Raw genomic sequence first — 20,219 nt, 5'->3', positions numbered from 1 at the left:
GGGAGAATGGGCTGATAAGCAAAGGCTAAGCGGCATGGACGCCGCTTCGCAGCCATCAGGGATGATTTCACGGCGTTTTTGTGTTCAGCCCATTCTCCCTGACCGGAGCACTGCGCTTTCAGACAACTTGCCCTTTTTTTACATTCAGTACTAAAGGCCTGGGTGAAGAAATTATGGGCTGATAAGCAAAAGCTAAGTTAGTTAGTCAGCCGCAGCACGGATGCTACGGCTAAGCATCAGTAAATCACGCGTCCGGGGCAGGATGATTTTCCACCCAGTGATCGGCGATCTGCTGACGCGTGCAAATCCAGACATTGTCATGTTGTTGAATATGATCCAGGAACCGCTGTAACGCTTTAAAGCGCCCCGGACGGCCCAGCAGGCGGCAGTGCATCCCTATCGACAGCATCTTGGGCGAACTTTCACCCTCTTCGTACAGCACGTCAAAACTGTCTTTCAGATAGGTGTAGAACTGCTCTGCGGTATTGAAACCTTGCGGCGTGGCGAAACGCATATCGTTGGTTTCTAAGGTGTAGGGAATAATCAAATGAGGTTTAACCGTGCCATCCTGGCAGGTAACCTGCGACCAGAAAGGCAAATCGTCGCCGTAGTAATCGCTGTCATAAGTGAAACCGCCCTGCTCAGCCACCAGCCTGCGGGTATTCGGGCTGTCACGGCCGGTGTACCAGCCGGTTGGCGCTTTGCCGAACAGATCGGTCAGCGTGTCTACCGCCTGCTGCATATGCTGGCGCTCGGCTTTGGCATCCATTGCCTGATAGTGGATCCAGCGCCAGCCGTGACTGACCACGTCATAATCCGCTGCTTTGATCGCTTCCACGATTTCAGGATGACGAGCCAGCGCCATCGCCACGCCGAAGACGGTTAAGGGCAAACCGCGCTTTTGAAACTCATTGTGAATGCGCCAGAATCCTGCGCGGGAGCCATATTCATAGAGCGACTCCATGGACATATGACGCTCGGGATAGCTGGCAGCCCCGATGATATCTGATAAAAACTGCTCGGAGCCGGCGTCGCCATGCAGCACGCTGTTCTCCGCGCCCTCTTCATAGTTCAGTACAAACTGCACGGCAATCCTCGCGTTGCCTGGCCAGGCCGCATGAGGCGGATTGCCCGCATATCCACGGAGATCGCGCGGGTAGTTTTTATTGAAGCTGTACTCTTTTTTCTCTGCGGTATCAGTCATAGTTAAAGTCCTTGTGTCGACACGCTCACTCCAGCTTCAGGCTGGCAAACTGTCCCGACAGGGTTTTTCTTACAGGATAGTCCAAATCACCGTGTTTACTGGTGGAGAGACCCAAAGCTACCAGCGACTCAACCATTTTTACGGCGGCACCGACACCGTCAATCACCGGGATCCCTAACTCAAGCGTCAGCTCACGGGCCAGAGCCGCCATACCACCGCAGCCAAGCACGATAGCGCCACTGCTATCCTGCCGCTTCGCTTGTATACACCCCTCCCGTACCTTCTCCTGGGCCAGACCGGTTCCATCCTCCAGCGCCAGCACCGGCAGATCGATGGCATGCAGCGCCGCACAGTGGTGCTCAAAGCCATACTGCTGTAGCAAATGCCGGGCAATGATCACCGTACGCGGCAAGGTAGTCACAATTGAGAAGCGCGTTGCCACCATCGTCGCCATATGCATAGCGGCTTCGGCAATGCCAATAACCGGTCCCTGAGCCAGTTCCCGCGCGGCCAGCAGCCCCGGATCGCCAAAGCAGGCAATCACATGCCCGCTTACTCCCTGCTCGAGGCCCGCCTTAATCTGTTCCAGCACGCCAATGGCCGCAACAGCTTCGTCAAAATGCCCTTCGATAGAGGGCACGCCCTGGCTGGGGTTAACGGCAATAATCTCTGTACCTGGCCCGGCAACTGCTCGTGCGGCTGCGCCGATTGTTTCGGTCATCGCAAGAGTGGTATTAGGGTTGATCACCTGGATGAGCAGTTTCGCCGTCATGCTTTAACTCCAAAACCCGAAAACAGGCGGGCAAAGTCCGGCAGCATTTCACCGCCACGTTCGAAGTGCAGACTGCTTACAATATGATCGAAATGTTGCTGCATGGCGTCAGTCAGCGGCTGTAACGCTTTTTCTCTCACCAGCTCAATTAACCGATCATGATCGTCACAGCGGCAACCCTGCTGCCACGGCGCGCCATACGCCGCAATCACCAATGAAGAGCGTTGCGACAGCCGTGTCACCATATCGGTCAGCACCTGATTGCCGGAGATAGCCTGTAGCTGGATATGAAAAGCAGCGGAAAGGCGGATAGCAGCCGGGCCATCATGCGCCTCATGTGCCTGTTGCTCCTGTTGATTAAGCTTCTCCAGCGCCACCAGATGCGGCGACTGGCAGTGTTCCAGCACCGCTGGCAGATTGGCGCACTCAATCAGCGCCCGTGTGCGAAAGATATCCCTGGCTTCCTCAACGGAAGGCGTGGCGACCTGCGCACCACGTTTGGGCGTTAACACGATCATTTGCACCGCAGCGAGGCGTTGCAGCACCTTACGGATACCGGTACGGCTGATACCAAATACTTCGGCCAGCGCTTCTTCCGGCAGCTTGCTACCCGGCGGCAGCTGGTGCTCCACCATCGCCGACATCAGCGCCTGATAGATAGGTTCGTCCTTGTCTGTCAGGTCAGAGGCCGTTTTCAGGCCGGTTTCACTCTTCATTCCCTACTCCGGTAAACATCAGTTCCATAAAGAATCGTACACATGAATTCAAAGTTTTGTATACAACAAAAGGATTTTGGCCTGGATCCTGCAATACCTTGTCACAACCAATTTGCCTTTATCTCTCTTCACAGGAGCAGGTTTCATGCCAGATACTCAGAATGTCACCCCGGCGTCGGCGGTTGAAGCCCACGCGAACTACAGCCCACGGCTTTGTAACAAAGATCTGGCCCCTACGCGTGACCAGAACTGGAGCTGGTACAACATCTTCTCTTTCTGGATGTCCGATGTGCACAGCATGGGCGGCTATGTGGTGGCCGCCAGCTTCTTTACGCTGGGGCTTGCCAGCTGGCAGGTGCTGCTCTGCCTGCTGGTCGGCATCTGTATCGTGCAGATTTGTGCCAACCTGGTTGCCCGGCCCAGCCAGATGACCGGTGTGCCCTATGCGGTAATTTGCCGCCAGGCGTTTGGCGTATTTGGGGCGAATATTCCGGCCGTGATCCGCGGCCTGATCGCCTTTGCCTGGTACGGTATTCAGACTTACCTGGCGGCTAACGCCCTGATGCTGGTTTCGCTGAAGTTCTGGCCCGCGCTGGCTCCCATGACGCACTCAGCCTGGCTGGGCCTCTCTCAGTTGGGTTGGATATGCTTTGGCATTATGTGGCTGGCGCAGGCAATGGTGTTCTGGCACGGCATGAACGCCATTAAACGCTTTATTGATATCGCCGGACCGGCGGTCTACGTGGTTATGGTTGCCCTGGCAGGCTGGATTGTGTACAAAACCGGTTTTTCCGGCATTTCCCTGACGCTGGCCAGCAAGCAGCTTACCGGTAGTGAACAGGTGTGGCAGATGATTACCGCCACGGCGCTGGTGGTCTCTTACTTCTCGGGTCCGCTGCTGAACTTTGGCGACTTCTCCCGTTACGGGAAAAGCATGGGCGAAATCCGTCGCGGCAACCGCTGGGGCCTGCCGTTCAACTTCCTGCTCTTCTCTGTGGTCACCGTGGTGATTGTGTCCGGCACCCAGTCGCTATTCGGACATATGATCACTGACCCGATCGAAACGGTCAGCCGTGTGGGTAACGATCTGGCGGTAGCGATTGGCCTGCTGACAATGATTACCGCCACTATCGGTATCAATATTGTGGCTAACTTTGTTTCACCCGCTTTTGACTTCTCTAACTGCTCACCGCAGAAAATCAGCTTCCGCACCGGCGGCATGATTGCAGCCGTAGGGTCGGTGCTGCTGACGCCGTGGAACCTGTTTCAGTCACCAGAGCTTATCCACTATACGCTGGATGTGCTGGGCGCCTTTATCGGGCCGCTGTTCGGTATCCTGCTCTGCGACTTCTACCTGATTAAGCGCAGCCAGATTTCCGTCAACGATCTGTTCGACGATACGCCAAAAGGCAAATACTGGTATCGCGGGGGCTTTAATCCAAAAGCTATTGCTGCGCTGGTGCCTTCAGTACTGATTGGTTTGGTGATCAGCTTTATCCCTTCCCTGCATGAGGTAGCGAACTTTAGCTGGTTTATCGGCGTGGCGCTGTCGGCAGGCTTCTACCGCTGGATCGCCCGTGAAGAGCGCGGCGTCAGCGGCCAGAGCTATGGACGCAGCGTTGCCGTAGAGAAGAGATAAGAGAGTTGGGGCGGCTACGGCCCCAGAAACGACGAAAGCCTGATTCATTGCTGAATCAGGCTTTCTGGATACTTGGCGGAACGGACGGGGCTCGAACCCGCGACCCCCTGCGTGACAGGCAGGTATTCTAACCAACTGAACTACCGCTCCGCGCTTTGTTCCCCGTCGGGAACGGGGCGAATATTACGGGCAGGCCATCATGCCGTCAACGCTTTTTATGACAGTTTAAGACTGACTGCCTGTTTTTTCACCTTTATAACATTAACAAGTGCCGTTACGCTCGCCAGAGGCAGCTGCCGCCCTTTTTCATCACTAAATCCAGACGCGCTTCATGGGCGCTGATTTCAGCCTCGCTCGCCGCCAGAACGCGCAAGCCTGAAGCCGGACGGGTAATGCGGTGGATCGTATCGCCATTGCTCTGCTGCTGCTGATCACCCTCCATCTGGAAGGTCAGCGACGTTTGCCCACCTGTCATCGCCAGGAACACTTCGGCCAGAATTTCGGAGTCAAGCAGAGCGCCATGAAGGGTTCGCTTGGTGTTGTCTATTTCATAGCGTGAGCAGAGCGCATCCAGGCTGTTACGCTTGCCCGGAAACATTTTTCGCGCCATTGCCAGGCTGTCGGTAATCTGGCAGAAGGTTTCGGTCTTGGGGATATTGCGGTTCAGTTTGCTGAACTCATAGTCCATAAAGCCGATATCGAACGAGGCGTTATGGATCACCAGTTCCGCACCGTCGATATAGGCTATAAACTCATCGGCAATTTCGGCAAAAGAGGGTTTGTCCGCCAGAAACTCGTCGGCAATCCCGTGAACGCCAAAGGCTTCCGGGTCCACCAGCCGATCGGGTTTCAGATAAACATGGAAGTTATTGCCGGTCAGACGGCGGTTAACGACCTCTACAGCACCGATTTCAATAATACGGTGCCCTTCATAGTGCACCCCAATCATATTCATACCGGTGGTTTCGGTATCGAGGACGATGATCCTGTCAGAAGATTTTTGTAGGCTCATGGGTGATGACTCAATGTAAGTAAAGATCTGCGCAGCCAGCTGAGGCACTAAGTAAGCGCACTGTTGGCGCCAAGAATACCACTCGCGACCTGCGCCAGCCATTTTTCTCGCACTGATAAAACTTCAGAGCTGTTCACCATTTTTTACCCTGACGATGTCCGCCATAATTGACAGAGCGATTTCCGCAGGCGTTTTGCTGCCAATCCGCAGGCCTACTGGTGCATGAATGCGCTCCAGATCGTCACGGCTCATGCCGGCAATTTGCTGTAACCGCCTCCTGCGCTTTTCGCTGTTCCTCTCAGATCCCATCACACCCAGATAAAAGGCCTGGGTATTGATGGCTTCCATCATCGTCAGCTCATCAATACGCGGGTCGTGCGTTAAGGAGACGATGGCTACGCTGGCCCCCGCGCCGTTGATTTCCAGCCAGCGCGCGGGATGCTGCGGCACAATGGTAATGTTGTCTGCACCGGTAAAATAGCGTTCAATCTCGCTCAGGCTTTCAGGACGATGTTCGCAAATACGGACATGAAAACCCAGTATCTGCCCGAGGCGTATGCACTCAAAAGCTACCGGCGAATAGCCCGCCACTATCAGTTCCGGGACAGCCCCCACAGGTAACTGGATGCGGTTTTCCGTGACGCTTAACGGCGGCAACATTCTGTCCGCTTCCGGCACCTCAAATTCTGCTCGCTGGCTCACGACAAGCGTTTTGACCAGCCGTTGTTTACCCAGTAAAGCAGACTGCATTGCCTGTAACAGCGCCCGGGTTTGCTCATCGGGTGGAAGATATTCGATCACGATTTCCAGGCTGCCGCCACAGGGAAGCTCAACGGAAGGGCGCATCCCCCCTTCGCCATAGCGAATAAGCTGGCTGCTCTCGCGATAGCTTCCCATTGAGAGCTGCGCCAGAAAATCCTCTTCGATACAGCCACCGGAGAGCGACCCACAATGCTCCCCCCGACCGTTGACGCTCATCATGGTGCCTGGTGCGCGGGGAGAGGAGCCATATGTGCGCAAAACGGTACAAAGCCAGACCGGCTGCGCCTCTTGATGCCAGCGCAGCGCCTCGTTGATCACCTGTTGATCCAATCTGATCATGCCGTCTCCTTACCGGAAAGTGTTGCCGGATAATCCACGTCCAGCAGGCAGCCTTCATCTTCAAGCTCAATGCAATGCGTGGGAAAGTTCTGCAACAACCTTTTTGCTCCTGTGTCGCCGCTTAAAGAAGAGAGTTCGGCATAAAATTGTCGCTGAAACCCAACCGGATGACCGGGCTGCCCATTGATAACGGGCCGGACAAGCGGATAAGTTTCCAGCGCCCGGATAACCGCCAGGTAGCTGGTTGTCTGTAGCCACGGCATATCCCCAAGGGTAATCACCCAGCCGTCATAGTCTGAACAAGCTCTGATGCCAGCGGCCAGAGACTCTCCTAATCCCTGGCTTGAGCAGAGGATCAGGGACGCTTTCTCTGCCAGCTGATGGATAGCCTGATCGGAAGGTTGCGAAACCACAAATACTGGCCGCCCTGTCGCCTGAGCGTTTTCCAGCGTGTGCTGCAGCACGGGCTTACCGTTGAGCATCGCCAGCAGTTTATTTCCGCAGCCCGACTGACGAAAACGGCGGCCAAAACCGGCCGCCATAACAAGGATTGCACTGTTCATACTCACTCAGAAAGCGTTAAATTATTTTGTCGAGGGTGATGGGCAAATCCCGGACTCGCTTGCCGGTCGCATGGAACACGGCATTACTGATTGCCGCCGCTACGCCAACAATACCCACCTCGCCCACCGCTTTACCGCCCATTTTGGTGGCCTGATAATCTGGCTCTCCCACATTGATAGTGGTGATGTTGGGTACGTCAGCATTTACCGGTATCAGGTAGTCCGCCAGATTGTTATTGATGACCCTTCCCGTTCTCGGGTCCACAATGCCCTCTTCCAGCAGCGCCTGCCCCAGCCCCATGATCATGCCGCCAATCCACTGGCTTCGCGCCAGCGTAGGGTTATAGAGTTGGCCGCAGTCAAAGGCGGCGACCATCCTTCTTACCCGGACGGTGCCAAAGTCTTCATCAACTGCAACTTCAACAAACTGCGCGCTCCAGCTGTGTGCAGAGAGATCTTCAGGGCGTCCCATACTGTTCAGGCTGCCGACCATTTCATCTTTCTCTTTAGCGGAGAGATTGTCGGGGAAAGTTCCGCCTTCTACTTCCAGCGCCTCGCTGCCTGCCAGCTCCAGGAGTTGAGCGAATGAGATCTCCCGTGCAGGAGTGTCGGGCATCCGCACCGAGCCGCCCACCAGCGCGAGATGCTCAAGGCTTACGCCTTTCAGCGGAGAGCCTTCCAGCTCGCTTGCCAGCTTCAGCAGGCGATCCCGCATTTTATGCGCGGTGACGTTGACTGCCGCCGTGAGGTTTCCGGCCAACTGCGATCCCCCCGCCACACCGGCTCGCGGTAAGCGCGTGTCGCCAAGCTGCACCGAAATGGTTTCGGAAGGGACGTGCAAAATGTCCGCTGCGGTTTGCGCAAGGATGGTATAGGTGCCGGTGCCGATATCCGCTCCCGCGCACTGCACGATAAACTCACCTTGCGGCGTGAGGATAATTCGTGACTCCGCTGGCAAACGGTTTACCGGATAAGTACCGGTTGCCATTCCCCAGCCGATCAGCTCCTTTCCTTCACGCATCGATCGGGGTGCCATCGACCGCTTCGCCCAGCCAAACGCTTCCGCGCCTTTCTGGTACGCCTCCTTCAGACGGCGTGAACTCCAGGGTTTGTTTTGTTGATAATCGTGATCCGCCCAGTTGCGTAAACGCAGCTCCAGCGGATCGATATTCAGGGCATAGGCCATTTCATCCATCGCCACTTCCAGCCCGAATGAGCTGGGATTTTCACCCGGTGCACGCATCCAGCCTGGCGTCACGGTATTAATGGGCACGATCTGGTGCTGGGCGGAGAGGTCAGGAATGGCGTACATCCGGGCCGTCACATGACTACAGTTTTCCGCGATCATGTCCTGCAGCGAGGTTTCATTAAAGCTGCGAAGAATAATTGAGAGAATTTTTCCGTCGCGCGTCGCCCCCATCTCCAGCTGTTGTGAAGTAGCCGGACGCCCGCCCAGCCCGGTAAAGGTTTGCGGACGAGTCAGCGACACTTTCACCGGCCGGTTGAGTTCACGAGAGGCTACGCAGGCAAGGGCTACATGCGTGTAGGGCACCGGCTTGGAACCAAATCCGCCGCCAACGTAGGGGGAGATAATCCGCACCTGCTCTCTGGCAATCCCCATCCATTCGGCAATCTCCACCTGTGCCCCGCTCACCCACTGGCTCGGTTCCCATACGGTCATGCTGCCGCTATGCCAGTGGGCGATACAGGCGTGCGGCTCCATGGGCATGTTGTATTCACGCGGCGTGATGTAACGCTCGTTTATCCGCACCTCCGATCGCACCATTGCCGCCTGCGCCTGGCCAAGCTCAATATCCTGATCGGGCAGAGGCTGCGGCTCAGCGCCTTCATCGGTGGCAAAAATCAACGCGGGAGTTTCCTGGTAGCTCACCTCTATCAGCGAGGCGGCATAAGTCGCCTGTTCAAAGGTTTCCGCTACCACCAGCCCAATGTTTTGCCCGTTATGCAGGATGATATCGTCCTGGATAGGTGTGTAAGTAGACTGCGCCGCGCCGCCGTCAGCGATGGGGGTAGGCTTATTAATTTTCAGTCTGTTTTGGTGCGTGTAGACAGCAATCACGCCGGGTACCGCCTGCGCCTTTTCGGTGTCAATATGCGTAATTCGCCCGCTGGAAATGGTGGACTGGATCACCACTCCATGCGCTGCATTTTCAATTTGATATTCCACAGCGTAAGTGGCCCGTCCGGTCACTTTCACCTCTCCATCACCCCGCGAGCGGGGCGCGCCTAATCCCCTGACACTTTCCGTCCGTTGCTGCCCCTGAGCGGCACTCTCGCTGGCTTGCTCGCTCACCGGCGACACGCCCGTACTCTCTGCGGCTGACAGCGCTGCGGGAGCTTTCAACAGATCCCGGCGCAATGTAGTTGTCGGTTTGCTCATGCTGTTTCTCCTGCGGCCATCAGCGCCCGGGCGATAACGCGCGGGGCCAGTTTTATTTTATGTGCATTATGGGCCAGGGGCTGAGCCTCGGCGATAACCTGCTCTGCGGCCTGATTAATCAACGCTTCATCAAAACGCTGCCCTTTCAGTGCCTGTTCAACGGTGCGGGCGCGCCAGGGTTTGGTTCCTACACCGCCCATTGCAATACGGACATCTACCATTACGCCGTTTTCTACCACCAGCCCAACGGCCGCACTGGCCGTCGCAAACTCATAGGAGCTGCGATCTCGCACCTTCAGATAAGTGGAGTTTTTCAGCGCCGGGGTCTGCGGGATCTCAATTGCGGTAATCATCTCGTCATCCCCCATATCGAACTCTTTCTCCGGGGAGTCGCCCGGCAGTAAATAAAACTGGTCGATGGGAACCCGGCGCTTGATGCCCTGCGCATTCTCCAGAATAACAACGGCATCAAAGGCGGTTAAAGCTACAGCCAAATCACCCGGATAGACCGCTACGCAGCTCTCGCTTCCGCCCAGAATGGCATGGTTGCGGTTTACCCCTTTCAGCGCGGCGCAGCCGGAACCGGGATTACGCTTGTTACAGTCGGAGAAAGTATGCGGGTCACGGTAGTAGCCACAGCGGGTACGCTGGCACAAATTGCCGCCAAGCGTCGCCATATTGCGGATTTGCGGCGAGGCGGCCTGCCACAGACTGTCATAAATAGCCGGGGCCTGGCGCTGACACGCTTCGTGGCTGGCCAGCTCACTCATGTAAACCATCGCGCCAAGCGTGATGATCTCATCATTGAAGGTGATGTTGTCCATCCCGGTTAACTGCGTAACGGGGATCAATGTGGTGGGCTTAAACACGTCGCACTTCATTAAGTCCAACTGCGTGGTGCCACCAGCCAGCAGCTGCGTGCCGGGCTGTTTTTTGTTAGCAGCGGCCTCGGTGACGGAGGCGGCTGTTTGCCAGCTAAAAGGATTCATGCGGACTCCCTGGCCAGCTGTTCAGCGGCTTCTTTGATCGCATCGACAATATGTGGATAAGCGCCGCAGCGGCAGAGATTGCCGCTCATATATTCGCGTATCTCACTTTCAGAGCCTGCGTGTCCCTCTTTAATACAGGAGACAGCAGACATGATCTGTCCGGGAGTACAGTAACCACACTGGAAGCCATCATGTTTCAAAAAGCTCTGCTGCACTGCATGCAGCGTTCCGTCCGGCTGCTCAAGTCCTTCAATAGTGGTGATCTCTGCGCCTTCTACCTGTGCCGCCAGCGTCAGACAGCTCAGAACTCTGCGGCCATTCACGTGCACGGTACAGGCACCGCACTGCCCCTGATCGCACCCTTTTTTGGTACCCGACAGTGCAAGGTGCTCTCTGAGTGCGTCCAGCAAGGTGACGCGCGGATCGAGAGAAAGATGTTTTTCCTGCCCGTTAATCTGCAGGTTAAGGGTGATTTTATCCGACATTGCAAACTTCCCATCGTTAGGGTTGGAAAGGTTCTCAAAAGAGAGTGTTGAGAGCGGGGGTACAGTTAAAATATTTATTTTTTTACTCAACCTTAAGGTTTAGCACTTCTGGCGTATTCTGGTGGTTTCTTTACCGGCGCAGTGCACGGGAAGTGAAACTTTTACTGCCGGTGTATGAAGGGAGCGTGTCGGTAAAAATAGCGTTAAACAAGGAAATATCACGGCCTTAGCGACTGAGTTAGTGAGGAAAAAGGGATGCTGCTGGCAGCGAAATTTATTAATGGTGGAACTCACTTTTGTAACGATCTAATCCAGTGCTCCCCAGAGCCATTTATGTCAGACTTACGGTTTTTACGCAGAGATCCCACCAGAGATGACCAAGCAGGTAGAAATATTCACCGATGGTTCCTGCCTCGGTAACCCCGGCCCGGGCGGTTATGGCGCAATTTTGCGCTACGGCAAGCACGAAAAAACGTTTAGTGCGGGCTATTTTCTTACCACCAATAACCGCATGGAGCTGATGGCGGCTATCGTGGCGCTTGAAGCCCTGTCGCAGAAATGTGAAGTGGTGCTCAGTACGGACAGCCAATATGTTCGCCAGGGCATTACCAGCTGGATCCATAACTGGAAAAAGCGTGGCTGGAAAACCGCCGATAAAAAGCCGGTGAAAAATGTCGACCTGTGGAAAAGGCTGGACAGCGCGCTAAGCCATCATCAAATCAAATGGGAATGGGTGAAAGGCCATGCGGGCCACGAAGAGAACGAGCGCTGTGATGTGCTCGCTCGGGCCGCGGCTGGCAGCCCGGCGTTTGAAGATATTGGCTATCAGTCCGGGTCCTGATGCCCCGACCCGGTGCGAAACTGACGGGTGGCGCCGACAGCCTGGCTTAATCTTCTTTTAGCGGCGGCCTTCTTAGCAGGATTCATGATCAGCGGGAAGGTACGCTTGCGGGCCACAATGATGCTCAGGCAGCCAAGCGCAGGGAAATGCGTACTGATCACTTTCCCGCCCTGGCGATTCCAGGGCACCACCTGAAAACGCGTGCGCTGCACCACCTCGTAGTTCAACAGGCTGAGCCAGTCCATTAACCGCATCTGGGTAAACATCCGGCTGTTCCAGGGTACGCGTCGATGAATACCGGGGATCAGCTTGCCGATGCCCAACACGCTGAAGGGGTTAAAGCCGCTGATAATAATCCAGCCATCGTCTATCAGTACCCGGTCAACCTCCCGCAGAATTCGGTGCGGGTCGCTGCTCCAGGCCAGGCTGTGCGCCAGCAGGCAGGCGTCAACGGATTTTGATTCAAAAGGCAGGCTCATAGGATCGGCCCTGACCTGCAGCGACCCACCGTTTAACCCCACATTGACCTGATGAGAGATAGCACAGTTTTCCGTGTCGATTTCCGCACTCAGCGGCCCCACTTTCAGCAGATGAAAGCCGTACATCCTGGCGAGGCAAGGTTGCAGATGTTTGTTAAGGGCATCGCGGTAAAACTCTCCCCAGGGGATATCAGCCCAGGAGTCCGGCACCTGACGAATTTGGCGTGTTTTAGCGGGCTTCATGCTTTACCATCTTCTTTCCATTTCGGGCAATTCAGAGGCGATGATGAATCTTACCAGCATTCCGGCACTTCAGGATAACTACATCTGGACATTAAATAACGACCGGGGAGAGTGCCTGATCGTCGACCCAGGCGAAGCGGCTCCGGTACTCTCGGTAGTGGAAAAAAATCAGTGGCAGCCGGTAGCAATACTTCTCACCCATCACCATCACGATCATACCGATGGCGTAAAAGCCCTGGTAGCGAGATACCCTCATTTAGTGGTCTATGGCCCACAGGAAACAGCGGATAAAGGCGCCACGGAAATCGTGGTCGAAGGAGATAGCTTTACCCTGCTGGAGAGCACTTTTAGTGTCTTTCATACCCCCGGTCATACTTTAGGACATATCTCATATTTTAGTGCCCCTTATCTTTTCTGTGGCGATACTCTGTTCTCGGGCGGCTGCGGACGTTTGTTCGAAGGCTCACCTGAACAAATGTTTGAATCATTTCAAAAACTTAACAAGCTTCCTGACAATACGCTGGTTTGTTGCGCGCATGAATATACATTATCGAACTTGACCTTTTCACATGCCCTTTTTCCTGGGGATAGCGAGATAGCGAGCTATTACCGGGAAATTAAAGAGTTACGCGCAAAAAAGCAGGTTTCCCTGCCTACAAAGCTGGCGACAGAGCGGCGAATAAATGTTTTTTTAAGAACACAAGAGCATGAATTGCAACGACAAATCGGTTATGAAACATCTCCACAACATGAATGGCAAGTATTTGCAACTCTACGCGAGAAGAAAGACCGTTTTTAATTTTTCGGGTTGTGTTGCTCCAGGCGAGCAAGTATAGTTGCTCGTCTTTTAAGCGAAGAATGACACACACATGAAGGCTAAAGCGATATTACTCGCCTCGGTCTTGCTGGTGGGTTGCCAGGCGTCGAAGCATGACACCAACATTCCCGAGCAGCATGCACAGAGTTTGTCTTCAGCAGGTCAGAATGAAGCAGAGCAGGACACAGATCGGTTGTTATCACCGCGTTGGCAGGATGATGGAACCCGCCTTACGCAGGATCAAGATTTGTGGAATCTCATCAGTACCGAGCTGAAGATGAAGGTTCCGGAAAACCCCCGGATACGCGAACAAAAGCAAAAATATTTAAGAAACAAGAGCTATCTCCACGATGTAACATTACGGGCAGAGCCGTATATGTACTGGATAGTCGAGCAGATTAAGAAACGTAAGATGCCGATGGAACTGGTACTACTACCCATAGTGGAGAGCGCTTTTGACCCCCATGCGACCTCAGCCGCCAATGCCGCAGGCATCTGGCAGATTGTACCGCAGACGGGGCGAAATTATGGTCTCAAGCAGAACCAGTGGTATGACGGACGTCGCGATGTCGTGGCTTCCACCAAGGTTGCACTGGACATGATGGAACGTCTGAACAAGATGTTTGACGGCGACTGGTTACTGACCATTGCCGCCTATAACAGCGGTGAAGGGCGCGTCATGAAAGCGGTAAAGGTCAATAAAGCCCGCGGGAAACCCACGGATTTCTGGCACTTATCACTGCCGCGTGAAACCACGATCTACGTACCAAAAATGTTGGCTTTGGGTGAAATCCTGAAGAACAACAAGCGTTACGGTGTTCGTTTGCCTGCGCCTAATGAATCCCGTGCTCTGGCACGTGTGGAAGTAGGCCAGCAGATTGAGCTGACGCAGGCAGCAGAGATGTCGGGCATGTCCCTGAGTAAGCTGAAAAGCTATAACGCGGGTTACAAGCGCGGTACGACAGCACCAAAAGGTGGGCCTCAATACATCATGGTGCCGAAGTCGAACGTGGCTAAGTTACGCAACTCGCTGGCAACAGGCGATATAGCTGCCGTACAGCCGACCGAGTTGGCGAACAATACCACAGCCGGTTCCTACAAGGTTCGCAATGGCGATACCCTGTCAGGCATCGCAAAACGTTTGAAGGTGACGGTTAAGGATCTGCAGCGCGCAAATAATCTGCGTGGAGCAAGTATCAAACCGGGACAGACCCTGAGCACGGGCGGAAGCGGTAACGCAACCAAACTGGCCGATAATGGCAACAGCATCACCTATAAAGTACGTAAAGGTGATTCTCTGGCCAGCATTGCTAAAGGGCACGGTGTGAACATCAAAGATGTGGTGCGTTGGAATAACAGCGACGCCTCCACGCTACAGCCAGGCGATAAGCTGACACTGTTTGTGAACACTACCACTACGCCAGACAGCTAAGGTCTCTGCTGACCGATAAAAGCCAATCTACGGATTGGCTTTTTTTATGCGTTAACGCTTACCGTTTTTCCTGCAAACGCACTGTGACCCTCTCGGCGCTTCCGACAATCTTCCCCGCACAAGTGTGATCAAGATCCAGTATCGGCACAACCGATCTTGTATGGTAGTAATCACAGTGCTTATGTTAGCAGCTTGTTTACTTTTTGATCTCCCCGGCAGCGTGCAGGCATAACAACAAAAACGTAAAACAGGGCGCAGACCGCTTAACAAAAGCGACTGCAGACGACGATGACACTGAAAGGCACCAGATATGACTCTCCCCTCTTCTGAACTGGCCTCACAACAGACGACTAAAAAAGCACAGGGCGCTACCGGAGAACAGGCCCCCAGGCGCGGGCTGATGCGCCTGCTGCCCAGAGCGCATCCTCTCTCCTGGTGGATGCTGGTAATCACCACGCTGGCCATCCTGATGAATTCCATCGACAGGATTATTCTGCCAACGCTGCTTCCCGCCATCATGACCTCTTTTAATCTCACGGAAGTTCAGGCTGGCTGGCTTAATTCCCTGAGTTTTGTGGGTACTCTGACTGGCGCCGTAGTATTTGGCCTGTTTTCTGACTGGGTAGGCACCGGGCATAAACGCTGTTACAGCTGGTGTGTGGCTGTGCTGGTCGAGATTGTCTCTGGCATCGCTACTGCGTTCTGTAAGTCGTTTGGAGCCTTTCAGGCGCTCAGAGTGGCAATGGGTATGGGTACCGGTGGCTCCGAACCCATTAACGTCGCGTTGCTGGGTGAATGGTGGCAGAAAGAGAACCGGGGATTTGCTATCGGTGTACATCATACTGGCTTCCCACTTGGGCAGTTTATCGGCCCCATTCTGATTGCAGCAATTCTGGCGTTTGCAACCTGGCGTGAAGCATTTCTGTTTATTCCACTGATTGGTCTGGCGATTTTAGTTGCACAGCTGATTATCGGCACCCGCAAGAATCATCAGAAGGTCAATGAGTGGATTGTTGATAATAATCTGACGCCGCCTGTTACTGACGCCTTACAGCATACGGTAGAGAACGCCTCTCTCTGGGCCAATGCGCTCTCCTGCCTGAAAAACCGGAACTGTCAGCTGGCAATAGTGCTGATTTTCGGCTTTACCTGGGCGGAAATGGGCATCGCAAACTTCCTGACTTTACAGCTGACCCGTGAAGTAGGTCTGGATCTTTCAACGGCGGCCATTATCTCGGGCGCTTCCGGGCTTACCGGCTGGATTGGTCAGATTTTATGGGGCAGCTTCTCAGACGTAAAAGGCCGTAAACGCTCGCTGAGCTTTATTATCGCTGGCTGGATCCTGGCCGCTGCGCTTTGCATGTTTATCCATTCTGCCGCGCTTGGCTGGGCAATCCTGATCTTCTGGGGACTGTTCCGTAACTCTCCCTACCCGGTTGCCTACGCTTTACTGATCGACTCTTCCCCGCGTGCGGCCGCTTCCAGCATGGGTTTGATGATTGGCCTGGCGGTAGGGATTGCCGGCATTCTGGTCGCCCCGGTAAGCGGATGGATTATTCACAGCTATGGCTTCACCGTTCACTATATGGTGATTGTCGGTGTGCTGCTGCTCTCCTGCGCGCCACTGTGGTTTATTAAAGAAACCGTTATCCTGAAAAAGGCCTGATATGACCAGCGATCTGATCACTCTATTGCGTCAACGCCGCTTCATCGAGCTGAATCATCTGTATGAGGAGTTTATGCCGGTGTGGCCCACGCATGGGAAGTTTTTCTGCAGCCGTGCGGAGGATTACAGCGCCGGTGATGGCAACTATAACTGTCAGCTAACGCTTGGCGATCACTGCGGTACGCACGTTGATGCGCCGGTGCACTTTGTTGAAGGGGGCAAGACTATCGAGCAGGTGGATGTGCAACAGCTGACCGGGCGAGGTCGCTGTCTGGATATGTCTCATCTGGCTGAAAACGCCGACATTACTCGTGAGATGATCCAGACCTGGGAAGCGGACAATGGCGGCATCCTTGCTCAGGATATTGTCATTTTTCGCACGGGTTACGATGAAAAATGGCGATGCCGTCCACACCATGCTGCCTTTCTGCAAAACTGGCCGGGGCTGTCAGAAGAAGGAGCACGCTATCTTATTGAGAAAGGCGTAACGGTTTTTGGAACGGATGCCATGTCACTGGATCGCTACAGTAATCAGGAACACCCCGCCCATCTTGCGGTGCTGGGAGCGGATTGCCTGATCATTGAGAATCTGGCGAACCTGAAAAGCCTGCCGACGGAATTTATCTTTCTGGCGCTGCCGTTGAGGATCAAGGGCGCTTCAGCTTCACCGATTCGGGCTGTGGCACTGGTGTAAGAACGGCCCCGGCAGGGGCCGCTTAGCTCAGGGCTTAACCGCTTCGATAAAAATAACATCTGTACTGAAACTGCCATCAGGCTGCTGAGCATAGTAACGCTGCACTTCCTCAGAGGCTGATTGCTGATAAGCCCGGATAGCAGCCACCATGACCGCGGGTGTGCGCATGCGCTCAATCCAGCTGCTGAACGCCAGCGCCAGACGGTCATAACTTACGGCACTGATTGTCAGCCCCGCTTCAGTAAACATTGTCAGCCATTCGCCGGGATTATAATCACGAACGTGAGAGGTGTCCCGCAGCGCTTCGACGGTTTGTAACCAGATATCCAGTACTGCGTTGCCCGGCGCATTCACATCGATAAAGATAGCCTTTCCACCTGGCTTCAGGACGCGCTTAACCTCGCGCAGTGCCCTTCCCACATCATGCCAGTGGTGAGCAGAGTAGCGGCTGATAACGATATCAAAACTCTCATCTTCAAAAGGCAGGTATTCCGCATAGCCTTGCTGAGTAGTCAGGTTTTCATAACCCCGTTCTTTGGCAGCCCGGGCGACGACGCTCAGCATTTTTGCCGAAAGATCGTAAGCCACCACGCTTTTAGCATGCTGCGCGGCTACATAGCTGGCATGTCCGCCGCCACAACCTAAATCGAGTACACGGGCCTCTTTCTCCGCAAACAGACATTCCCCCAGACGGACCAAATCATTCCCGCTGGCATGCACTTCGCTGTTCAGATAAGCGTTTGCCTGGTCACCAAACTGTTTGTCGACGTTATCATGATGATGCGATCTCATATCTCTGCGATCCTTACTAATGGTTTTTGAGTTGGGCAGAGCGATGAAATGACCTGCCCGTAACGGCAGGCCAGAGATCCCCTAGAGAAGCGCAGGCTTACCGGGATGGAATTCAACGAGTAGGGGATTATGATCGGAGGCGCGGGTCACCAGCACGGAGGCTTCAGCCACGCCCATTCCGCGGTAAAATACAAAATCTAAAGGACGCCCGAATGCTTTTCGCCGATGGTCGTCAGTAAAGTTCACTTCTTCCAGCCCCATGTCGCGGGCGAAGGTATACAAGGCATTAATACGCTGGCGGCTCCACGCATTAAAATCACCGGCCATGATGACCGGACCACTATGGTGAATAATCTGTTCGCCTATCGGCCCCAGCTGTTTGCTGTAAACATCAATTCCCAGGCTGAAATTGACAGCATGAATATTCACGACCATCAGCATTTCGCTGTTAGGTAATGGATAAGCTGTCACCAGCGCGGATTTCGACAACCTCAACAAAGGTTCGCGCTCGCGCAGCGGGCAGCAGTAAACGGGATGGGCTGAGGCCAGCGTCATTACGCCGGAAGGATGCTGTGGCAGGACAAATGCCGGCACCTGGTCGGCAGCCAGATAGTTGGTGGTGGCAAAGCGCACCAGCTCTGGCGTCGTTTGCGCTTCCTGTAACAGAACCAGATGCGCGTCCTTACCAAAATTTTGCAGGACGGAAAGCCAGTCAGCACGCTGCTGCTTGAATATGTTCCATACCAGCACACGCAGCGTGGACTCATTAGTCAGCGGCGCTCCGGGCGGCAAGGCTTTGCCGACGTGCAGCATTGCACCGGGCGGAAAAATACGTTCCGCTGGCTGCCCTGCTACATATCTCATGGCATAGGTCTTCTTTCGCACTCTACCGGGCCTTAGTAACTGCTGAATGGATCATAGGGTCATTCATTTATAGGGGCTTTACCGCCGAGTTTCAATCGGATCAGACTAATAACTCATGTTAGTCAGTAAACAAATGCAAACAGCTGCCCAGGGCCGCTCTGGAAAGCGTGCGCTGAGATGGTCGGGTTTTTACTCAGGTTACGCCGCTGTAGCTTAAAGAGAGGAAACCTACAGGCACTACCTTCACTCTTTCTGTAGCAAGGCCGCCCTCTCCTGCGCCGTTACTTTCTTTTGCCGGAACCTGTACTGGCGCGCGGTTTCAGCGCATGATTCAATAACAAAAAGATCTAAAGTGCAGGCAGAATTTTGCTGCGGGAGCAACAGTGAAGACTAACTCAGAAGAGCTGACTATTTTTGTCGCCGTAGTAGAAAATGGCAGTTTCAGTCGTGCGGCGGAACAGTTGGAGATGGCGAATTCCGCCGTGAGTCGTGCGGTGAAAAAGCTGGAGAACAAATTAGGCGTTGAACTGCTTACGCGCACTACCCGTCAGATCAAACTGACGCAAGAGGGGGAAACTTATTTCCGTCGCGTGCAGTTTATTTTGCAGGAGATGGCAGCAGCTGAAAATGAGCTGACTGAGCACCGACTGATGCCGCAGGGACTGCTAAGAATAGATGCAGCAACGCCCGTGGTGCTGCATCTGCTGATGCCCATGATCAGCTCTTATCGCGCACGTTATCCGGAAGTTACGCTGTCGCTGGTCTCTTCTGAGACTTTTATTAATCTGATTGAAAGGAAAGTAGACGTAGCGATCAGAGCGGGTAACCTGAGTGACTCCAGCCTTCGTGCCCGTCATCTTTTTAACAGCTACCGCAGGATTATTGCCAGTCCCGTTTATCTTCAGCAAAACGGTGTACCGCAGTCGCCTGAAGATCTGATAAATCATGACTGTCTGGGCTTTGTCGAGCCCCTACACCTCAACCGCTGGCCAGTCGCCAAAAGTGACGGCGAGCTTTACGATATTTCCCCTTCCTGCACATCAAACAGCGGTGAAACGCTTAAGCAGCTCTGCATGACCGGGAACGGCATTGCCTGTCTTTCTGACTTTATGGTTGACCGGGAGATACGCGACGGAACGCTTGTGGAGCTTTTTGCAGACAGAGTACTGCCTGTAGAGATGCCATTTAACGCCGTCTATTACAGTGACCGGGCAGTCAATATGCGCATCCGTTCATTTATCGACTTCCTGGGTGAGTGGATTGAAAACGGCGATCGGCGTGGTTAAAAACATGGAGGTGATTTAGCCAGTTGAGAGGAGTAAGAGGATTTAAGGCACTGTTGTTCAGATTTTGCATACAAAAAAGCCCTGAGTCTTATGACTCAGGGCCTTATGTTTAGTGGCGGAACGGACGGGGCTCGAACCCGCGACCCCCTGCGTGACAGGCAGGTATTCTAACCAACTGAACTACCGCTCCACCGATTCTGTACTGATTTCAGAAAAACGCTTC

The 20,219-nt window shown here is 54.1% G+C and carries 19 protein-coding genes and 2 tRNA genes; 7 read left to right on the top strand and 14 right to left on the bottom strand.

What is annotated here, in order from left to right; genetic code table 11:
* Positions 1-244: 244 nt before the first annotated feature.
* From puuE to SD961_RS21500, 3 genes are read right to left on the bottom strand one after another with little or no spacing between them, the layout of a single operon-like run.
* Positions 245-1,204: an allantoinase PuuE gene (gene puuE / locus SD961_RS21510; RefSeq protein ID WP_318792336.1), complete on the bottom strand. Its 960-nt coding sequence runs from the start codon at positions 1,202-1,204 to the stop codon at positions 245-247.
* A 25-nt stretch (positions 1,205-1,229) separates the two neighbouring features.
* Positions 1,230-1,976 (bottom strand): allantoin racemase, encoded by a 747-nt coding sequence (gene hpxA, locus SD961_RS21505; protein ID WP_318792335.1) that lies wholly within the window; start codon positions 1,974-1,976, stop codon positions 1,230-1,232.
* Positions 1,973-2,692 (bottom strand): GntR family transcriptional regulator, encoded by a 720-nt coding sequence (locus SD961_RS21500; protein WP_318792334.1) that lies wholly within the window; start codon positions 2,690-2,692, stop codon positions 1,973-1,975. Before SD961_RS21500 ends, hpxA begins: the two co-directional genes overlap by 4 nt.
* Before the next feature lie 145 nt (positions 2,693-2,837).
* Between SD961_RS21500 and SD961_RS21495 the strand changes: the two genes are divergently transcribed.
* Positions 2,838-4,331 (top strand): NCS1 family nucleobase:cation symporter-1, encoded by a 1,494-nt coding sequence (locus SD961_RS21495; RefSeq protein WP_318792333.1) that lies wholly within the window; start codon positions 2,838-2,840, stop codon positions 4,329-4,331.
* 73 nt (positions 4,332-4,404) lie between these two features.
* On the opposite strand, the gene SD961_RS21490 is transcribed toward SD961_RS21495, so the two are convergent.
* The 7 genes from SD961_RS21490 to SD961_RS21460 all read right to left on the bottom strand — a co-directional run bounded on the left by SD961_RS21490 (position 4,405) and on the right by SD961_RS21460 (position 10,882).
* Positions 4,405-4,481: transfer RNA gene (locus SD961_RS21490), tRNA-Asp, on the bottom strand.
* 124 nt (positions 4,482-4,605) lie between these two features.
* A complete protein-coding gene (gene dnaQ / locus SD961_RS21485) occupies positions 4,606-5,343 on the bottom strand; it encodes a DNA polymerase III subunit epsilon (protein WP_318792332.1) in 738 nt (245 codons plus the stop codon).
* Positions 5,344-5,466: 123 nt separating this feature from the next.
* Positions 5,467-6,444 (bottom strand): XdhC family protein, encoded by a 978-nt coding sequence (locus tag SD961_RS21480; RefSeq protein ID WP_318792331.1) that lies wholly within the window; start codon positions 6,442-6,444, stop codon positions 5,467-5,469.
* Positions 6,441-7,007, bottom strand: coding sequence for a nucleotidyltransferase family protein (locus tag SD961_RS21475; RefSeq protein ID WP_318792330.1), 567 nt, complete (start codon positions 7,005-7,007; stop codon positions 6,441-6,443). The genes SD961_RS21480 and SD961_RS21475 overlap by 4 nt, the downstream gene beginning before the upstream one ends.
* A gap of 16 nt (positions 7,008-7,023) precedes the next feature.
* Positions 7,024-9,408 (bottom strand): xanthine dehydrogenase family protein molybdopterin-binding subunit, encoded by a 2,385-nt coding sequence (locus SD961_RS21470; protein ID WP_318792329.1) that lies wholly within the window; start codon positions 9,406-9,408, stop codon positions 7,024-7,026.
* The gene (locus tag SD961_RS21465) at positions 9,405-10,397 is read right to left on the bottom strand and encodes a xanthine dehydrogenase family protein subunit M (RefSeq protein ID WP_318792328.1); all 993 of its coding nucleotides are present in this window, start codon (positions 10,395-10,397) and stop codon (positions 9,405-9,407) included. Before SD961_RS21465 ends, SD961_RS21470 begins: the two co-directional genes overlap by 4 nt.
* Entirely contained in the window at positions 10,394-10,882 is a 489-nt protein-coding gene (locus tag SD961_RS21460) for a (2Fe-2S)-binding protein (RefSeq protein ID WP_318792327.1), read from the bottom strand. The genes SD961_RS21465 and SD961_RS21460 overlap by 4 nt, the downstream gene beginning before the upstream one ends.
* Before the next feature lie 373 nt (positions 10,883-11,255).
* On the opposite strand from SD961_RS21460, the gene rnhA reads away from it, so the two are divergent.
* Complete coding sequence (gene rnhA / locus SD961_RS21455) at positions 11,256-11,723, top strand: ribonuclease HI (protein ID WP_318792326.1); 468 nt, start codon at positions 11,256-11,258, stop codon at positions 11,721-11,723.
* On the opposite strand, the gene SD961_RS21450 is transcribed toward rnhA, so the two are convergent.
* The gene (locus SD961_RS21450) at positions 11,708-12,445 is read right to left on the bottom strand and encodes a class I SAM-dependent methyltransferase (protein WP_318792325.1); all 738 of its coding nucleotides are present in this window, start codon (positions 12,443-12,445) and stop codon (positions 11,708-11,710) included. The two genes, rnhA and SD961_RS21450, sit on opposite strands and share 16 nt — an antisense overlap.
* Before the next feature lie 43 nt (positions 12,446-12,488).
* Between SD961_RS21450 and gloB the strand changes: the two genes are divergently transcribed.
* The 4 genes from gloB (at position 12,489) to SD961_RS21430 (ending at position 17,054) form a co-directional block, all read left to right on the top strand.
* Positions 12,489-13,244: a hydroxyacylglutathione hydrolase gene (gene gloB / locus SD961_RS21445; protein ID WP_318792337.1), complete on the top strand. Its 756-nt coding sequence runs from the start codon at positions 12,489-12,491 to the stop codon at positions 13,242-13,244.
* 70 nt (positions 13,245-13,314) lie between these two features.
* Complete coding sequence (gene mltD / locus SD961_RS21440) at positions 13,315-14,694, top strand: murein transglycosylase D (protein ID WP_318792324.1); 1,380 nt, start codon at positions 13,315-13,317, stop codon at positions 14,692-14,694.
* A gap of 310 nt (positions 14,695-15,004) precedes the next feature.
* The gene (locus SD961_RS21435; protein WP_318792323.1) at positions 15,005-16,360 is read left to right on the top strand and encodes an MFS transporter; all 1,356 of its coding nucleotides are present in this window, start codon (positions 15,005-15,007) and stop codon (positions 16,358-16,360) included.
* A gap of 1 nt (position 16,361) precedes the next feature.
* Entirely contained in the window at positions 16,362-17,054 is a 693-nt protein-coding gene (locus SD961_RS21430; RefSeq protein WP_318792322.1) for a cyclase family protein, read from the top strand.
* 27 nt (positions 17,055-17,081) lie between these two features.
* Here the strand turns inward: SD961_RS21430 and SD961_RS21425 are convergent, their stop codons facing one another.
* Together SD961_RS21425 and SD961_RS21420 are read right to left on the bottom strand one after the other, a co-directional pair.
* Positions 17,082-17,846 (bottom strand): class I SAM-dependent methyltransferase, encoded by a 765-nt coding sequence (locus SD961_RS21425; RefSeq protein ID WP_318792321.1) that lies wholly within the window; start codon positions 17,844-17,846, stop codon positions 17,082-17,084.
* Between the two features lie 81 nt (positions 17,847-17,927).
* On the bottom strand, positions 17,928-18,731 hold the full coding sequence (locus tag SD961_RS21420; protein WP_318792320.1) for an endonuclease/exonuclease/phosphatase family protein: 804 nt from the start codon (positions 18,729-18,731) through the stop codon (positions 17,928-17,930).
* Positions 18,732-19,093: 362 nt separating this feature from the next.
* Here SD961_RS21420 and yafC point away from each other — a divergent pair, with 362 nt between their 5' ends.
* Complete coding sequence (gene yafC, locus SD961_RS21415; protein WP_318792319.1) at positions 19,094-19,996, top strand: DNA-binding transcriptional regulator YafC; 903 nt, start codon at positions 19,094-19,096, stop codon at positions 19,994-19,996.
* 113 nt (positions 19,997-20,109) lie between these two features.
* Here yafC and SD961_RS21410 read toward each other — a convergent pair.
* Positions 20,110-20,186, bottom strand: a tRNA-Asp gene (locus SD961_RS21410).
* Positions 20,187-20,219: the final 33 nt, after the last annotated feature.

Origin of the sequence: Erwinia sp. MMLR14_017, from assembly GCF_033657285.1 — a bacterium.
GTDB lineage: Bacteria > Pseudomonadota > Gammaproteobacteria > Enterobacterales > Enterobacteriaceae > Erwinia.
Note: the sequence above shows the minus strand (reverse complement) of the source record. Positions and strands in the feature narration are given on the sequence as shown.

Excerpts from the sequence above, each read along its gene's own strand:
- hpxA (WP_318792335.1), bottom strand. The coding sequence starts at position 1,976 with ATGACGGCGAAACTGCTCATCCAGGTGATCAACCCTAATACCACTCTT.
- mltD (WP_318792324.1), top strand. The coding sequence starts at position 13,315 with ATGAAGGCTAAAGCGATATTACTCGCCTCGGTCTTGCTGGTGGGTTGC.
- SD961_RS21495 (WP_318792333.1), top strand. The coding sequence starts at position 2,838 with ATGCCAGATACTCAGAATGTCACCCCGGCGTCGGCGGTTGAAGCCCAC.
- gloB (WP_318792337.1), top strand. The coding sequence starts at position 12,489 with ATGAATCTTACCAGCATTCCGGCACTTCAGGATAACTACATCTGGACA.
- SD961_RS21435 (WP_318792323.1), top strand. The coding sequence starts at position 15,005 with ATGACTCTCCCCTCTTCTGAACTGGCCTCACAACAGACGACTAAAAAA.
- SD961_RS21450 (WP_318792325.1), bottom strand. The coding sequence starts at position 12,445 with ATGAAGCCCGCTAAAACACGCCAAATTCGTCAGGTGCCGGACTCCTGG.
- SD961_RS21425 (WP_318792321.1), bottom strand. The coding sequence starts at position 17,846 with ATGAGATCGCATCATCATGATAACGTCGACAAACAGTTTGGTGACCAG.
- SD961_RS21460 (WP_318792327.1), bottom strand. The coding sequence starts at position 10,882 with ATGTCGGATAAAATCACCCTTAACCTGCAGATTAACGGGCAGGAAAAA.
- SD961_RS21475 (WP_318792330.1), bottom strand. The coding sequence starts at position 7,007 with ATGAACAGTGCAATCCTTGTTATGGCGGCCGGTTTTGGCCGCCGTTTT.
- rnhA (WP_318792326.1), top strand. The coding sequence starts at position 11,256 with ATGACCAAGCAGGTAGAAATATTCACCGATGGTTCCTGCCTCGGTAAC.
- SD961_RS21430 (WP_318792322.1), top strand. The coding sequence starts at position 16,362 with ATGACCAGCGATCTGATCACTCTATTGCGTCAACGCCGCTTCATCGAG.
- SD961_RS21470 (WP_318792329.1), bottom strand. The coding sequence starts at position 9,408 with ATGAGCAAACCGACAACTACATTGCGCCGGGATCTGTTGAAAGCTCCC.
- SD961_RS21500 (WP_318792334.1), bottom strand. The coding sequence starts at position 2,692 with ATGAAGAGTGAAACCGGCCTGAAAACGGCCTCTGACCTGACAGACAAG.
- SD961_RS21465 (WP_318792328.1), bottom strand. The coding sequence starts at position 10,397 with ATGAATCCTTTTAGCTGGCAAACAGCCGCCTCCGTCACCGAGGCCGCT.
- dnaQ (WP_318792332.1), bottom strand. The coding sequence starts at position 5,343 with ATGAGCCTACAAAAATCTTCTGACAGGATCATCGTCCTCGATACCGAA.
- puuE (WP_318792336.1), bottom strand. The coding sequence starts at position 1,204 with ATGACTGATACCGCAGAGAAAAAAGAGTACAGCTTCAATAAAAACTAC.
- SD961_RS21480 (WP_318792331.1), bottom strand. The coding sequence starts at position 6,444 with ATGATCAGATTGGATCAACAGGTGATCAACGAGGCGCTGCGCTGGCAT.